Genomic DNA, 16,022 nt, shown 5'->3' with positions numbered 1-16,022 from the left:
AGTGTTCAAACAAAGGATGAGGCTATGGTTCAAGTTCGCAAACTGGTGTTAGCAATAGCGGCCGCCTCGGCGCTGTCCTCCGGTATGGCGCAGGCGCTGCAGCTGGGGGAGATGACCCTCAAGTCGAAGTTGAACCAGCCGTTGGCGGTGGAGATCGAATTGCTCGATGTCGGTGGCCTCACGGCTTCAGAGATCACGCCGAGCCTGGCCTCATCCCAGGCGTTTGTGGATGCGGGCGTCGATCGCCAGGCGTTCCTCAATGACCTGACGTTTACCCCGGTGGTCAATCCCAACGGCCGCAGCGTGGTGCGTGTCACCTCAAGCAAGCCGCTGCCGGACTCCTACGTACGCTTCCTGCTGCAGGTGCAATGGCCCAATGGCCGTTTGATGCGCGATTACAGCGTATTGCTCGACCCGGCCAAGTTCGACCAGCCGGCACCGACGGCCGCCGCACCTGCCCCGCGTGTGGCTGCGCTGGCCAGCACCGCGCCAGCCGTGAGCAAAGCGGCGCAGCACACCACCACTCCCCGCGACACCTTGTGGGAAATTGCCGCGAAGAATCGCAATGGCGGCTCGGTCCAGCAGACCATGCTGGCGATCCAGGCGCTCAACCCGGACGCGTTTATCGACGGCAATATCAACCGCCTGAAAACCGGCCAGGTCCTGCGCCTGCCGGATACCGTAGAAAGCACCGCGCTGCCACAACCTCAGGCGATAGCCGAAGTCCGCGCGCAGAATGCCGCCTGGCGCCAGGGCCGGCGCGTCGCCACCAACCCTGCGGCGGGCAAGCAGCAACTGGACGCCACCAAGCGCACCCAAGCTGGCAACGCGCCAGCGAGTACCAACGCTAAGGACAACTTGAGCTTGGTTTCGGCCGAAGCGGCCAAGAAGGGCGCCAAAGGCAAGGCTGGCGACAGCGCGGTACTGAGCGACAAACTGGCGATGACCCAGGAGCAACTGGACACTACCCGTCGCGACAACGAAGAGCTGAAAAGCCGCGCGGCCGACCTGCAAAGCCAGTTGGACAAGCTGCAAAAACTGATTCAACTGAAAAACGATCAGCTTGCCCGTTTACAGGCTGAAAAGGGCGCTCCGGTCGCTCCGGCCACTGCAGCAATGCCCGCTCAGTTGGCAGGTGAGCCGGCTGCAGCCCCGGCAGTGCCCGATGCAGCGACAGCAGCGCCTGTGCCAGCGGCTGAACCGGTCAAGACGGATGCAGCGCCTGCCACCACCGAGGGCAAATTCAACGACTTGCTGACGAACCCCGTCGTGCTCGGCGTGCTCGGCGGTGCGGCTATTTTGTTGGTGCTGTTGCTCCTGCTGCTGTGGGCGCGCCATCGCAATGCTCGCCGCGAAGAGGAAAAGCACCTGCGCATGGCGCGGGCCCTGGCTGAAGAGCCGGAGTTCACCTCCAACATCGACCACGACCTGCCGCCGGACAGTTTCGAAGGCCTGGAAGTGCCGCCGCCAAGCGTCAAGTTGGCCGCTGCTCCAGCGGCGGCCCCAGTCGTTGAGCCGGCAGTTGTTGTGCCGACCGTTGCCTCTGTACTTGCGCCGCTGGCTGTTGCTGTCGCCCCGGCAAACTCCAGCGATTCGCTGGCCCAGGCCCAATCCCATATCGACCGTGGCCACCTGAACCAGGCCGCCGATGTGCTGCAGCAGGCAATCAAGCATGAGCCCAAGCGCAGCGACCTGCGTTTGAAGCTGATGGAAGTCTACGGCCTGCAAAACGACAAGGACGGCTTCGTCACCCAAGAGCGTCAGCTGGTAGCCAATGGTGAAAACCACGCCCAGGTCGAGCAGCTCAAAAGCCGCTTCCCGGCCATGGCCGTGTTGGCGGCGGGCGTCAGCGCTGCGGTTGCCGCCGCCGCTCTGGACGCTCAATACGTCAAGGATTTGCTCGAAGACAAGCCGACTGAGCCTGCGCCAGAGGCCTTCGACACCGATTTCGATTTGAGCCTGGACGATCTGGAAGAGGCATCCCCGGCTGAGGTCAAGGGCGATCAGCAGACATTCGAGTCGCTTCTGCAGCAACAGACCGAAGCCAACGCCGCTCCGGATGACCTTTCGGACTTTGACCTGGACCTGCAACCTGATGCACCGGCTTCGGCGCAATCCGATGATGACTTCCTCTCGGGCCTGGAAGAGCAGATGAAGGACGTGCCTGCTGTCGAGCCGCCGACCCTGACCCCTGCGGCGCTGGACGATTTCGATCTGCCGGAAGATTTCGACCTGTCCCTGGCCGATGAGCCGCAAGCAAGCGCCAAGCCTGATGCTTTTGCGTCGGAGCTCGATGATGTCAATGCCGAGCTGGATCGCCTGTCCCAGAGCCTGGAACATCCGTCCATCGAGCCGTCCTTTACTGCGGAAGACGCTGCGCTGGGCGACGATGAGCCGGAATTCGACTTCCTCTCCGGCACGGATGAGGTGGCGACCAAGCTCGACCTGGCCCAAGCCTATATCGACATGGGCGATGCGGACGGCGCGCGGGACATCCTCTCTGAAGTGCTGACCGAAGGTGATGAGACCCAGCGTGGCGAGGCCAAGGAAATGCTCGGCCGGCTGGCGTGATCGTCAATTGTTAAAGCAGCGGCGCCCTTCGGGGCGCCGTTTTGCTTTTGTGGGCTCCCGCACAAACCGGCATAATGACCCCTCTGCGCAACTCATCAGGCTCTCAGTTCTTGGCAAATATAGATAACGCGGCCGCCGAAATGGCGGCCGCAGGCTTTTACCGCATCGCCCTTGGCGTGGAATACAAAGGCTCGCGCTATCGCGGCTGGCAGCGCCAGGCCTCCGGTGTGCTGACGGTGCAGGAAACCCTGGAAAAGGCCCTGTCCAAAGTCGCCGATTCACCGGTATCGCTGATGTGTGCCGGGCGCACCGACGCAGGCGTGCACGCCTGCGGCCAGGTGGTGCACTTCGACACCCAGGCTGAACGGTCAATGAAAGCGTGGGTGATGGGCGCCAACATCAATCTGCCCCATGACGTCAGTGTCAGCTGGGCCAAGGTGATGCCGGCGCACTTTCATGCGCGCTTCAAGGCGATCGCCCGGCGTTATCGCTACGTGATCTACAACGATCAGATCCGCCCGGCGCACCTCAACGAAGAAATTACCTGGAACCACCGCCCGTTGGACGCTGAGCGCATGGCCGAAGCTGCGCAGCACCTGGTGGGCGTGCATGACTTCAGTGCCTTTCGTGCCGGCCAGTGCCAGGCCAAGTCGCCGATCAAGGAAGTCCACCACCTGCGGGTGACCCGACACGGCAAGATGATTGTGCTGGATATCCGCGCCGGGGCCTTCCTGCACCATATGGTTCGAAACATTGCCGGGGTGCTGATGACCATCGGCACGGGCGAGCGCCCGGTGGAGTGGGCCAAGGAAGTACTGGAAAGCCGCATCCGCCGCACGGGCGGGGTCACGGCACATCCGTTCGGCCTGTACCTGGTGGATGTGGAGTACCGCGACGAGTTCGAATTGCCGGAACGTTTCATCGGGCCACACTTCCTCACAGGTTTCAGCGAACTTGGCGGCTGACGCCCGGAAAAGCTTTTGTTACCATCCGGGACTTTCTGGTTCCAACCCCGAGGTTTTCACGACATGTCAGCCGTTCGCAGCAAGATTTGCGGGATTACCCGCATAGAAGACGCGCTGGCGGCAGTCGAGGCAGGCGCGGATGCCATCGGTTTCGTGTTTTACGCCAAGAGCCCGCGGGCGGTGAATGTGTTGCAGGCGCGGGCGATCATTGCCGCATTGCCGCCGTTCGTGACCACCGTGGGTCTGTTCGTCAACGCCAGCCGGTGTGAGCTCAACGAAACCTTGGATGCCGTACCGTTGGACATGTTGCAGTTCCATGGCGACGAAACGGCGGAAGAATGTGAAAGCTACCAGCGCCCGTATATCAAGGCGTTGCGAGTCAAGGCCGGGGATGACATCGCGGCGGCGTGTGCCGACTATGATGGCGCTCGCGGGATTCTGCTCGACACCTACGTCGAAGGCGTGCCCGGCGGTACCGGCGAAGCGTTTGATTGGTCGCTGATTCCCGAAGGTTTGAGCAAGCCGATCATCCTGGCTGGCGGGCTCAACCCTGCGAATATCGCGGCCGCGATCGAACAGGTTCGGCCTTATGCCGTGGATGTCAGTGGTGGGGTAGAGCAGGCCAAGGGCATCAAGGATCACAACAAGATTCGCGCATTCATGCGGGCCGTGCGCAACAGCGGTGGTGGGATGTGACGGCTGGCAGTCTGCCGCCGTCCATAACTACCACTGTGTAAAACAGCCCGGCGCCGCCTGTGGGTGGCTCGGAAATAAAGTGGCAACCCTGCGCTGGCAGGTTGTCTGGAAGGCTGAGGGTACATGCGGGAAATGGCCGGTCGAACGTCTGACCCCGTCCAGCATGTGTCATCGCCACTTATGAATTTAGCTCAAGGGCATACGCGGGGCTGTGTTCAAGCCACCGGTACTGGAGAAAGAAAGCATGAGCAACTGGTTAGTAGACAAACTGATCCCTTCGATCATGCGTTCCGAGGTGAAGAAAAGCTCGGTTCCTGAAGGTCTGTGGCACAAGTGCCCATCCTGCGACGCGGTGCTGTATCGCCCCGAGCTTGAAAAGACCCTGGACGTTTGCCCCAAGTGCAACCACCACATGCGTATCGGCGCGCGCGCCCGCATCGACATTTTCCTGGATGCTGATGGCCGCAACGAGCTGGGCGCTGACCTGGAGCCGGTTGACCGTCTCAAGTTCCGTGACAGCAAGAAGTACAAGGACCGCTTGGTCGGTGCGCAGAAGCAGACCGGCGAGAAAGACGCGCTGATTTCCGTCAGCGGCAAATTGCTCGGCATGCCAGTCGTGGTATCGGCGTTTGAGTTCTCCTTCATGGGCGGGTCCATGGGTGCCATCGTCGGTGAGCGCTTTGTCCGCGCGGCCAACTATGCCCTGGAAAACCGTTGCCCGATGATCTGCTTCGCCGCCTCCGGTGGGGCTCGTATGCAGGAAGCCTTGATTTCCCTGATGCAAATGGCCAAGACCTCCGCGGTACTGGCGCGTCTTCGCGAAGAAGGCATTCCGTTCATCTCCGTGCTCACTGACCCGGTCTATGGCGGTGTTTCCGCCAGCCTGGCAATGCTGGGTGATGTGATCGTTGGCGAGCCAAAGGCCCTGATCGGCTTTGCCGGCCCGCGCGTGATCGAGCAAACCGTACGCGAAAAGCTGCCGGAAGGTTTCCAGCGCAGCGAGTTCCTGCTGGAGCACGGTGCTATCGACCTGATCATCCCACGCAGTGAGCTGCGCCCGCGCCTGGGCAACCTGTTGGCGCAAATGATGGGCCTGCCGACGCCTGTCTACGTCGCGCCTAAAGTCGAGCCGATCGTGGTGCCGCCGGTGCCAGCAAACCTATGACCCAGCGCACCCTGGGCGAATGGCTTGCCTACCTTGAGCAGTTGCATCCGTCCGCCATCGACATGGGTCTGGGGCGCTCGCAACAGGTAGCGGCCCGCCTCGGGTTGGGCCGTCCGGCACCGCGCGTGATTACGGTAACCGGCACCAACGGCAAAGGCTCTACCTGTGCCTTTGTCGCGGCGCTGCTGCAGGCCCAAGGGCTGAAAGTCGGCGTCTACAGTTCCCCGCACCTGCTGCGTTACAACGAGCGGGTGCAACTCAATGGCGTCGAAGCCACTGATGCGCAACTCTGCGAAGCCTTCGCTGCACTCGATGCGGGCCGAGGCGAAACTTCCCTGACTTACTTCGAGATTGGCACCCTGGCGGCGTTCTGGCTGTTTGAGCGTGCGCAACTGGATGTGGTGGTGCTGGAAGTCGGTCTGGGCGGGCGTCTGGACACGGTTAACGTGGTGGATGCCGACCTAGCGCTGGTTACCAGCATTGGCGTGGACCACGCTGACTACCTGGGAAACACTCGTGAGTCTGTGGCTTATGAAAAAGCCGGGATCTTCCGCCAGGGCAAGCCTGCGCTGTGTGGTGACCTGGATCCGCCGCACACCTTGCTGGACAAGGTGCGCGAGCTGGATTGCCCGTTCTTCCTGTGCGGCCGCGAATTCAATCTTGAGATCGGTGAACAGCACTGGCAATGGCGTGGGCGCGATGCCCGTGGCCAGGCGGTGGAACTGCGTGACCTGCCGCTATTGAACCTGCCAATGGAAAACGCCGCGCTCGCGCTGCAAGCCTATCTGCTGCTGGATCTGCCGTGGAATGCCGAGCAGATTGCTGCCACATTGCTGGCTACCCGCGTGGTAGGGCGCCTGGATCGTCGTGCGTTCGAATGGCAGGGCAAGCGCCTGAACTTGCTGTTGGATGTGGGACATAACCCCCATGCGGCCGAGTACCTGGCGCGGCGCCTGTCACGCACGCCGCCGGTCGGTCGTCGCCTTGCCGTATTCGGTCTGCTGGCGGATAAGGACCTGGATGGCGTGGTCGCGCCCTTGTTGGGCAGTGTCCAGGCCTGGGCTGTGGCGCCGCTGGATACTTCGCGCAGTCGCCCGGCTGCTGAGCTGGAACTGGCCTTGCAGAACCTTGGTGCACCTGTGGCGTCATATGCAAGCGTCACCGAGGCCCTTGAAGCGCAGTGCGCCGTTGCCACACCCGACGATGAAATTCTATTGTTCGGGTCATTTTATTGCGTTGCCGAGGCGCTTGAGTGGTTAGCCCGGCGCTCCACGGAGGAAGCTGCACATGGCATTACTGGATAGCGCATACAAGCAGCGAATGGTCGGAGCCTTGGTTCTGGTAGCGCTGGCGGTGATTTTCCTGCCGATGCTGTTTTCTCGCCAGGACGAAGAGCGTCAGGTGGTGGTTGAGGCTCCGGCCGCGCCACAAGCCCCGGCGGTGCCGCAGGTTCAGGTGGAGCCGGTGGTGGTGCCTGAGCCTCAGGCGTTGCCGGAAGAAGAACCTGTGCCGACCGATGATGAAGTGGCCGCGCAGCAAGCACCGTCAATGCCGGTGCAACCCAGCGTGCCAGTGGTCAAGCCAGCACCCGCTGCGCCGGTCGCGGCTGCCAAGCCCGTCGCGCCTGCACCCGCGCCCAAGCCGGTAGCACCGCAACCCGCCGCACCAGGCAAGCCTGATGTGGGCCAGAGTCGTATCGATCCGAATGGCTTGCCGATCAGTTGGTCGATTCAAGTGGCCAGCCTGGGCAACCGTGAAGGCGCCGACGCGTTGCAAAAAAAGCTGCGTAGCCAGGGCTATAACGCCTATATCCGCAGCGCCGACGGCAAGAACCGCGTGTTTATCGGGCCGCTGATCGAGCGTGCAGAGGCGGATCGCCTGCGGGACTTGCTGGATCGCCAGCAGAACCTGAAGGGTTTTGTCACCCGTTTCCAGCCTGAGCGCGGCTGATACCGCCAGCCTCTGGTTGGAATGCAAGCCAAGTGTGGGGGCTGGCTTGCCTGCGATGACGGTGGGCTAATCAACAGAGATGTTGAATGTGCCGGCCCCATCGCAGGCAAGCCAGCTCCCACATTTGTTTTGTGGTGGCTTGAAATCGCGTTGGCTTGCCACAAACTATTGATTTGCAAAGCAGCCGCAATCACAGCTTACCGACAGCCCAGCGCTCTGCTAAAATGCGCCGCCTCATCTGTCCGTAGGCTGCACTGTGCCATTTACCTGGGTTGATTGGGCGATTGTTGCAATTGTCGCCATCTCCGCTTTGATCAGTCTAAGCCGCGGCTTCGTAAAAGAAGCGCTGTCGTTGCTGACCTGGATCATCGCAGGAGTCGTAGCCTGGATGTTCGGCGGCTCATTGTCGGTCTACCTGGCCGGATACATCGAGACACCTTCGGCTCGCGTCATCGCGGGCTGCGCCATCATGTTCATCGCCACGCTGCTGGTGGGGGCAATGGTCAATTATCTTATTGGCGAGTTGATACGTGTCACCGGCCTCTCCGGGACCGATCGATTTCTCGGCATGGCCTTCGGCGCTGCCCGTGGCGCGTTGCTGGTGGTCGTGGCGGTCGGGCTGTTGAGCCTGGGGCCGGTACAGCAGGATGCATGGTGGCAGGAGTCGGTACTCGTGCCAAAATTTCTATTGGTTGCAGATTGGTCCAAGAACCTCATTCTGGGGTGGAGCAGTCAGTGGCTGGCCAGCGGAATCAGCGTACCCGCTGATCTTCCGTTCAAGGAACACCTCTTACCGGCCAAAACGCCTCAGTAAGTTGTGTTCAGTCAAGATTCATTAAGTAGGGGTTGCGTCGCATGTGTGGCATCGTCGGTATCGTCGGTAAGTCGAACGTCAATCAGGCGCTGTATGACGCGCTAACCGTCCTCCAGCACCGCGGCCAGGACGCTGCCGGTATTGTGACCAGCCACGACGGCCGGTTATTCCTGCGCAAGGACAATGGCCTGGTACGTGACGTGTTCCACCAGCGTCACATGCAGCGCCTGGTCGGGCACATGGGCATTGGCCATGTGCGTTACCCGACTGCCGGCAGCTCGACGTCGGCCGAAGCTCAGCCGTTTTACGTCAACTCGCCTTACGGCATCACGCTGGCGCACAACGGTAACCTGACCAACGTTGAACAGTTGGCCAAGGAGATTTACGAATCTGACCTGCGCCACGTCAACACCAACTCCGACTCGGAAGTGCTGCTCAACGTGTTTGCCCACGAGCTGGCCCAGCGTGGCAAGCTGCAGCCGACCGAAGAAGATGTGTTCGCTGCCGTGACTGACGTGCACAACCGTTGCGTCGGTGGTTACGCCGTGGTCGCCATGATCACCGGTTATGGCATCGTCGGCTTCCGCGACCCGCACGGCATTCGCCCGATTGTGTTCGGCCAGCGTCACACCGACGAAGGCGTCGAGTACATGATCGCCTCCGAAAGCGTGTCCCTGGATGTGCTGGGCTTCACCTTGATTCGCGACCTCGCGCCAGGTGAAGCGGTGTACATCACCGAAGACGGCAAGCTGCACACCCGCCAGTGCGCCGTGGCGCCGAAACTCACCCCGTGCATTTTCGAACACGTCTACCTGGCGCGTCCGGACTCGATCATCGACGGTGTTTCGGTGTACAAGGCACGCCTGCGCATGGGCGAGAAGCTCGCCGAGAAGATCCTGCGCGAGCGTCCTGAGCATGACATCGACGTGGTAATCCCGATTCCGGACACCAGCCGTACCGCTGCGCTGGAATTGGCCAACCACCTGGGCGTCAAGTTCCGCGAAGGCTTCGTGAAAAACCGCTACATCGGCCGTACCTTCATCATGCCGGGCCAGGCGGCGCGCAAGAAGTCGGTTCGCCAGAAGCTCAATGCGATCGAGCTGGAGTTCCGCGGCAAGAACGTGATGCTGGTGGATGACTCCATCGTGCGTGGCACCACCTGCAAGCAGATCATCCAGATGGCCCGCGAAGCCGGCGCGAAGAACGTGTACTTCTGTTCCGCCGCGCCTGCCGTGCGTTACCCGAACGTGTACGGTATCGACATGCCGAGCGCCCATGAATTGATCGCCCACAACCGTTCGACCCAGGACGTTGCCGACCTGATCGGCGCGGATTGGCTGATCTATCAGGACCTGCCGGACCTGATCGAAGCGGTCGGCGGTGGCAAGATCAAGATCGACCAGTTCGACTGCGCCGTGTTCGACGGCAAGTACGTGACCGGGGATGTCGACGAGGCCTACCTGAACAAGATCGAGCAGGCGCGTAATGACTCGTCGAAGATCAAGACGCAGGCGGTCAGCGCGATCATCGATCTGTACAACAACTGAGTGACAACCGGCCCTGAGGGGCCGGTTTTGTATCTTAAATAAAGAATTGAGTAAGGAGTGGCAGCATGAGTCAGGAATGGGATGCCGGTCGGTTGGACAGCGACCTCGATGGCGTAGCTTTCGATACCCTGGCTGTGCGCGCCGGCCAACACCGCACGCCGGAAGGTGAGCACGGTGATCCGATGTTTTTCACGTCCAGCTACGTGTTCCGCACGGCGGCCGACGCCGCTGCGCGCTTTGCTGGCGAAGTGCCGGGTAACGTCTATTCGCGTTACACCAACCCGACCGTGCGCGCGTTCGAAGAACGTATCGCGGCGCTTGAAGGTGCTGAGCAGGCGGTGGCCACGGCGACCGGCATGGCGGCAATCCTGGCGGTGGTGATGAGCCTGTGCAGTGCTGGCGACCACGTGCTGGTGTCGCGCAGCGTGTTTGGCTCGACCATCAGCCTGTTCGAAAAGTACTTCAAACGTTTTGGCATCGAAGTGGACTACGTGCCTCTGGCGGACCTGTCCGGCTGGGACGCGGCGATCAAGGCCAACACCAAGTTGCTGTTCGTCGAGTCGCCATCCAACCCTTTGGCTGAGCTGGTGGATATCGCCGCGTTGGCCGAAGTCGCTCACGCCAAGGGCGCGATGCTGGTGGTCGACAATTGCTTCTGCACCCCGGCGTTGCAACAGCCGTTGAAGCTGGGCGCGGACATTGTCGTGCACTCGGCCACCAAGTTCATCGACGGCCAGGGTCGTTGCATGGGCGGTGTGGTCGCCGGTCGCAGTGAGCAGATGAAAGAAGTCGTCGGCTTCCTGCGCACCGCTGGCCCGACCTTGAGCCCGTTCAATGCCTGGATCTTCCTCAAAGGCCTGGAAACCCTCAGCCTGCGTATGAAGGCCCATTGCGCCAACGCCCAAGCGCTGGCCGAGTGGTTGGAGCAACAGGACGGTATCGAGAAAGTGCACTACGCCGGTCTCAAGAGCCACCCGCAACACGAGTTGGCCCAGCGCCAGCAGCGTGGTTTCGGTGCCGTGGTGAGCTTCGAAGTGAAGGGCGGCAAAGACGGCGCCTGGCGCTTTATCGATGCCACTCGCCTGATCTCCATCACTGCCAACCTGGGTGACAGCAAGACCACCATTACTCACCCGAGCACCACCTCCCATGGGCGCCTGGCGCCACAGGAGCGCGAGGCGGCGGGTATCCGTGACAGCCTGATCCGCGTTGCGGTGGGCCTGGAAGACGTTGCCGACTTGCAGGCTGACCTGGCTCGCGGGCTGGCGGCCTTGTGATCGAGTGGTCCATGGACACGGCGGCAGCCAGTAACGGGCGTGTCGCGCTGGTGACAGGCGCGGCGCGGGGCATTGGCCTCGGGATTGCCGCGTGGCTGATCAGCGAAGGCTGGCAAGTCGTGTTGACCGACCTGGACCGCGAGCGCGGTTCCAGGGTGTCCAAGGTGCTGGGCGAAAACGCCTGGTTTATCACCATGGATGTCGCCGACGAGAAGCAAGTGGCCCAAGGCGTCGCCGAAGTGCTGGGGCAGTTCGGGCGCCTGGACGCGCTGGTGTGCAATGCGGCGGTCGCCGACCCGCGCAACATTACCCTGGAAAGCCTGGATCTGGCCTACTGGAATCGAGTGTTGGCCGTGAATCTCAGTGGGCCGATGCTGTTGGCCAAGCACTGCGCTCCGTATCTTCGTGCGCATGGTGGCGCCATCGTCAACCTGGCGTCGACCCGGGCGCGTCAGTCGGAGCCGGACACCGAAGCCTATGCGGCGAGCAAGGGTGGCCTGCTGGCGCTGACTCACGCCCTGGCCATGAGCCTTGGGCCGGAAGTGCGGGTCAATGCGGTCAGCCCAGGCTGGATCGATGCGCGTGATCCCGCAGCCCGTCGCGCCGAGCCGCTGAGTGATACCGATCACGCCCAGCATCCGGCGGGCAGGGTGGGTACGGTCGAGGACGTGGCGGCGATGGTGGCATGGTTGCTGTCGCGCCAAGCGGGGTTTGTCACCGGGCAAGAGTTTGTGGTGGACGGTGGCATGAGCAAGAAGATGATTTACAGCGAGTAGGGCCGGTAGCTGTCTTGAAGCAATTTTGTCTTTTTCAGAAAAACTTCAAGCGGGCTATTGACTTAGGTCCGCTATCTGCGTAAATTTCGCGGCCTCAACGAAGCAAAGGGTGATTAGCTCAGCTGGGAGAGCATCTGCCTTACAAGCAGAGGGTCGGCGGTTCGATCCCGTCATCACCCACCACTTCTTGAGAGTTTTGCCCCAGGGCAAGACGCAACGTTAAAGGTTGCACCGACGCGCAGCGGTAGTTCAGTCGGTTAGAATACCGGCCTGTCACGCCGGGGGTCGCGGGTTCGAGTCCCGTCCGCTGCGCCATATTTCCAGGCTTGATTTATCAGGCTTGAGATTGAACAGCCAAGGCTGATCGATCAGATGTTTAAAGACAGTTGAGGGTTTACATTCAACTGGTCAAGCGATACGCAGCGGTAGTTCAGTCGGTTAGAATACCGGCCTGTCACGCCGGGGGTCGCGGGTTCGAGTCCCGTCCGCTGCGCCATATCTGCCTCAAGGCCCACTGAACGCCTTGAAGCACAAAGAAAGCCTCTGGCTACTTTGATCCGATAGCAAAGACCCTGGTCGAAAGACCGGGGTTTTTTGTGTCTGGGATTTGGCTTGGTGCGGGAGCGAGCAAGCCCGCTCCCACGGTTAAAATGTGGTCAGAACCCCAGCTTATCTCGCAGCCCGTAATACCAGGCACCCAGCGCCGCAAACGGCGTGCGTAACAGTTGCCCACCCGGGAACGGGTAGTGCGGCAGGTCCGCAAACGCATCAAAACGCTCTGCCTGGCCTCTCAGCGCCTCCGCCAGTACCTTGCCCGCCAGGTGCGTGTACGTCACGCCATGGCCGCTGCAGCCTTGCGAGTAGTAAATGTTGTCACCCAGCCGACCGACTTGCGGCAAGCGCGATAAGGTCAGCAGGAAATTGCCGGTCCAGGCGTAATCGATTTTCACGTCTTTGAGCTGCGGAAAGGCCTTGAGCATCTTCGGACGGATGATTGCCTCGATGTTTGCCGGGTCGCGTGCGCCATACACCACGCCACCCCCGAAGATCAGGCGCTTGTCGCGGGTGAGGCGGTAGTAGTCGAGCAGATAGTTACAGTCTTCGACGCAGTAATCCTGTGGCAGCAACGTCTTCGCCAAGTCATCGCCCAGCGGCGCCGTGGTGATGACTTGCGTGCCACATGGCATTGATTTGGCGGCCAGTTCCGGTACCAGGTTGCCCAGGTAGGCATTGCCCGCGACGATGATGAACTTGGCCCTGACCTTGCCCTCGGCGGTATGCACCACTGGGTTTGCGCCGCGCTCGATGCGCACTGCTGCCGATTGCTCGTAGATCGTTCCGCCCAGCGATTCAACCGCTGCTGCTTCGCCCAAGGCCAGGTTGAGCGGGTGGATGTGCCCGCCACTCATGTCCAGCAAACCGCCGACGTAGTTGTCACAGGCCACCACTTCGCGGATGCGGCGTTCGTCCAGCAACTCCAGCTGCGTGTGGCCGTAGCGTTCCCACAGGCGCTTTTGCGACTCCAGGTGGCCCATGTGCTTGCTGTTAAGCGCGGCGAATACCCCGCCGTCCTTCAGGTCGCACTGGATCTGATACTTGGCGACGCGTTCACGAATGATCCTGCCGCCCTCAAACGCCATCTGCCCCAGCAATTGCGCCTGCTGCGGCCCGACGCTACGCTCGATCACGTCGATATCACGGCTGTAGCTGTTAACGATCTGCCCGCCGTTGCGGCCCGAGGCGCCAAACCCCACCTTGGCGGCTTCCAGTACCGTCACGCGAAAACCGTTCTCCAGCAGAAACAGCGCGCTGGAAAGGCCGGTATAGCCGGCGCCAATCACGCACACATCGGTTTCGACCTCGCCTTGCAGTGCCGGGCGAGGTGGAACGGTATTCGCGGAAGCGGCGTAATACGACTGGGGATAGGGGGTGTTCGCCATCCTGGAACCTCTGTTTTATATTTTTTACGAGTGCGCCGATCCTACCTGAGTTGAAAATTGCCTGCCAGCCACCCGAAATTCACGGGTGGGCTCCACGCCAATAAAAAATTCGCATATTCATAGGGTTAGCTGCAAAAAAGATGTTGACACCCCTCCGGAATTCCGTAGAATGCCGCCTCACAGCAGGCACGTAGCTCAGTTGGTTAGAGCACCACCTTGACATGGTGGGGGTCGTTGGTTCGAGTCCAATCGCGCCTACCAAACAAAATCCGCTCTGCTGGGCGGTCTAGAAGGGCTCACCGAAAGGTGGGCCCTTTTTTGTTGCCTGTGATTTTTGCCCATGGCCGTGCAGGACGCGTCCCGCTGCGTGAAGGACGAAGGGAAGCTGGAAAACGGAGCGCTAGCGTCAGGCGCTACCGCCAAGGAAATCTGAAGCAGCAACAGGTCAGTCACCCACAAAATTTATTGGTTTGCAGCAACAATTTTTCTTGTTGGACACCTCCCGCCCCAGGCAGCAAAGTTGCCGCCACTGAAGCTCGACCTTCCGGGTCAACAATAAAAAACCGAGCCGACTGCACGCCGCTTCTTGCTGTGAGCCCTTTGTTCACATCCTGCTGTAATGGCGCCGCAGCGCGCACTAAAGGACCTCTTCGCCATGCAAACTGTTGTGAACTTATGGCCGTTGATCGGCGTACTTGTGATCGTGGTTGGCTTTGTCTTGCGCATCAACCCTCTGCTGGTGGTCACCGCCGCCGCTATCGCCACCGGTTTCGCCGCCCATTTCCCACTGGAAAAAATCCTTGCCACCATGGGCGATGGCTTTCTTCAGACCCGAGCCCTGCAGTTGATTCTGTTATTGCCCCTGGCGGTCATCGGCCTATTGGAGCGCCATGGGCTGCGCCTGCATGCGCAGAACTGGATTGCACGGTTCGAGCGCGCCACGGTCGGGCGCTTGTTGATCATCTACCTGTTTGTGCGCGAATCCACCGCCGCCATGGGCTTGACCAGTCTGGGCGGGCACCCGCAGATGGTGCGCCCGTTACTGGCTCCAATGGCCGAGGGTGCCGCCGAAAAACGCTACGGCAAGCTACCAGACAAATTGCGCCACAAAGTGTTAGCTATGTGCGCCGCGACAGACAACGTCGGGCTGTTTTTTGGTGAAGACATCTTTGTCGCCTTTGGCGCCATCGCATTGATGCACACCTTCCTGCTCGGCTCAGGGATTGATGTGGAACCTCTGCACATCGCGGTGTGGGGCATTCCTACGGCGATCTGCGCGTTTATCATCCATGCGATCCGCCTGCACCGGTTTGACCGAAGGCTCACCCGTGAGATGACGCCTGCCGCCACACCCGTGGAGGTCGCGCAATGATCATTTCCATTCAATACCTCTACTGGCTGGCCGGCGTTCTGCTGCTGATCACGGCGGGCATGATCGTGATGGACAAAACCCATCCCAAGCGCTGGTCCAGTGCATTGTTCTGGTTGTTGTTCGCCATTCCGTTCCTGATCGGTGAGCGTTTGCCGTCGGTGGTTATCGGTGTCGGCGTCGTGGTCATGGCATTGATCGCCGGCATGGGCGGCGTCGGCCGTGGCAAGCATGCCGAGCTGCATGACAAGGCTTCGCGTGCCAGTGCCGGTCGGCTGGGTCACAAACTGTTTATCCCGGCGCTGGCCATCCCCTTGACCACGGTGATCGGCTCGGTGTTGCTCAAACACACCGAAATCGGCGGCGTACCGCTGCTGGACCCGAAAAACACCACCTTCGTCTCCCTCGGTATCGGCTGCCTGATCGCCCTTGGCCTTGCCTGCTGGCTGACCCGCGATACGCCAGTACAAGCCTTGCGCGAATCCCGCCGCCTCACAGAAGCCCTGGGCTGGGCCATGGTGCTGCCGCAAATGCTGGCGATGCTCGGCTTGCTGTTTAACGAAGCTGGGGTCGGCACGGCTGTAGCGCATGTCACTACCACCTATATCAACCTGGATTTCAAGTTGGTGGCGGTGATGGTCTACGTGTTGGGCATGGCCTTGTTTACGGTGATCATGGGGAACGGCTTTGCGGCGTTCCCGGTGATGACCGGCGGCGTCGGCGTGCCGGTACTGGTGGGAATCTACGGCGGTAACCCGGCGGTGATGGCAGCGATCGGCATGTTCTCCGGCTACTGCGGGACCTTGATGACGCCCATGGCCGCCAACTTCAATATTGTGCCGGCTGCGTTACTGGAGTTGCCGGACAAGAACGCTGTAATCAAGGCCCAGTTGCCGACCGCGTTGATGATGCTGGTGGTCAATATCGTACTGCTTTACCTGTTGATGTGAGG

Annotated in this window: 13 protein-coding genes and 4 tRNA genes; 16 read left to right on the top strand and 1 reads right to left on the bottom strand. The window is 61.0% G+C overall.

From position 1 onward, the window contains the following. Positions 1–24 precede the first annotated feature (24 nt). The 13 genes from HU722_RS19425 to HU722_RS19365 all read left to right on the top strand — a co-directional run bounded on the left by HU722_RS19425 (position 25) and on the right by HU722_RS19365 (position 12,257). Positions 25–2,571 carry a FimV/HubP family polar landmark protein gene (locus tag HU722_RS19425; RefSeq protein ID WP_065890611.1) on the top strand — a complete coding sequence of 849 codons (2,547 nt, stop codon included), beginning with the start codon at positions 25–27 and terminating at the stop codon, positions 2,569–2,571. 140 nt (positions 2,572–2,711) lie between these two features. Continuing rightward, on the top strand, positions 2,712–3,536 hold the full coding sequence (truA, locus tag HU722_RS19420) for a tRNA pseudouridine(38-40) synthase TruA (RefSeq protein ID WP_065874106.1): 825 nt from the start codon (positions 2,712–2,714) through the stop codon (positions 3,534–3,536). Between the two features lie 63 nt (positions 3,537–3,599). Beyond that, the gene (locus HU722_RS19415; protein WP_065880885.1) at positions 3,600–4,232 is read left to right on the top strand and encodes a phosphoribosylanthranilate isomerase; all 633 of its coding nucleotides are present in this window, start codon (positions 3,600–3,602) and stop codon (positions 4,230–4,232) included. Between the two features lie 244 nt (positions 4,233–4,476). After that, complete coding sequence (accD, locus tag HU722_RS19410) at positions 4,477–5,397, top strand: acetyl-CoA carboxylase, carboxyltransferase subunit beta (protein WP_065880886.1); 921 nt, start codon at positions 4,477–4,479, stop codon at positions 5,395–5,397. After that, a complete protein-coding gene (gene folC / locus HU722_RS19405) occupies positions 5,394–6,701 on the top strand; it encodes a bifunctional tetrahydrofolate synthase/dihydrofolate synthase (RefSeq protein ID WP_065890612.1) in 1,308 nt (435 codons plus the stop codon). The genes accD and folC overlap by 4 nt, the downstream gene beginning before the upstream one ends. Beyond that, the gene (locus tag HU722_RS19400; protein ID WP_065874102.1) at positions 6,685–7,347 is read left to right on the top strand and encodes an SPOR domain-containing protein; all 663 of its coding nucleotides are present in this window, start codon (positions 6,685–6,687) and stop codon (positions 7,345–7,347) included. Before folC ends, HU722_RS19400 begins: the two co-directional genes overlap by 17 nt. A gap of 256 nt (positions 7,348–7,603) precedes the next feature. Continuing rightward, positions 7,604–8,161 (top strand): CvpA family protein, encoded by a 558-nt coding sequence (locus tag HU722_RS19395; protein WP_003234314.1) that lies wholly within the window; start codon positions 7,604–7,606, stop codon positions 8,159–8,161. Positions 8,162–8,202: 41 nt separating this feature from the next. Then, complete coding sequence (purF, locus tag HU722_RS19390) at positions 8,203–9,708, top strand: amidophosphoribosyltransferase (RefSeq protein ID WP_049712337.1); 1,506 nt, start codon at positions 8,203–8,205, stop codon at positions 9,706–9,708. Positions 9,709–9,773: 65 nt separating this feature from the next. Next, positions 9,774–10,985: an O-succinylhomoserine sulfhydrylase gene (locus HU722_RS19385; RefSeq protein ID WP_065880888.1), complete on the top strand. Its 1,212-nt coding sequence runs from the start codon at positions 9,774–9,776 to the stop codon at positions 10,983–10,985. A gap of 11 nt (positions 10,986–10,996) precedes the next feature. After that, entirely contained in the window at positions 10,997–11,761 is a 765-nt protein-coding gene (locus HU722_RS19380) for an SDR family oxidoreductase (RefSeq protein WP_065874099.1), read from the top strand. 107 nt (positions 11,762–11,868) lie between these two features. Further along, positions 11,869–11,944, top strand: a tRNA-Val gene (locus tag HU722_RS19375). A gap of 55 nt (positions 11,945–11,999) precedes the next feature. After that, a tRNA-Asp gene (locus tag HU722_RS19370) sits at positions 12,000–12,076 on the top strand. A gap of 104 nt (positions 12,077–12,180) precedes the next feature. Then, positions 12,181–12,257, top strand: a tRNA-Asp gene (locus HU722_RS19365). A 160-nt stretch (positions 12,258–12,417) separates the two neighbouring features. Here the strand turns inward: HU722_RS19365 and HU722_RS19360 are convergent. After that, complete coding sequence (locus HU722_RS19360; protein ID WP_065880889.1) at positions 12,418–13,701, bottom strand: NAD(P)/FAD-dependent oxidoreductase; 1,284 nt, start codon at positions 13,699–13,701, stop codon at positions 12,418–12,420. Between the two features lie 184 nt (positions 13,702–13,885). On the opposite strand from HU722_RS19360, the gene HU722_RS19355 reads away from it, so the two are divergent. The 3 genes from HU722_RS19355 to HU722_RS19345 all read left to right on the top strand — a co-directional run bounded on the left by HU722_RS19355 (position 13,886) and on the right by HU722_RS19345 (position 16,020). Then, positions 13,886–13,962: transfer RNA gene (locus HU722_RS19355), tRNA-Val, on the top strand. A gap of 394 nt (positions 13,963–14,356) precedes the next feature. After that, complete coding sequence (locus HU722_RS19350) at positions 14,357–15,073, top strand: DUF969 domain-containing protein (protein ID WP_065874096.1); 717 nt, start codon at positions 14,357–14,359, stop codon at positions 15,071–15,073. Then, complete coding sequence (locus HU722_RS19345) at positions 15,070–16,020, top strand: DUF979 domain-containing protein (RefSeq protein ID WP_065874095.1); 951 nt, start codon at positions 15,070–15,072, stop codon at positions 16,018–16,020. The genes HU722_RS19350 and HU722_RS19345 overlap by 4 nt, the downstream gene beginning before the upstream one ends. Positions 16,021–16,022 lie beyond the last annotated feature (2 nt).

Source organism: Pseudomonas tritici (assembly GCF_014268275.3).
Lineage (GTDB): Bacteria > Pseudomonadota > Gammaproteobacteria > Pseudomonadales > Pseudomonadaceae > Aquipseudomonas > Aquipseudomonas tritici.
Note: the sequence above shows the minus strand (reverse complement) of the source record. Positions and strands in the feature narration are given on the sequence as shown.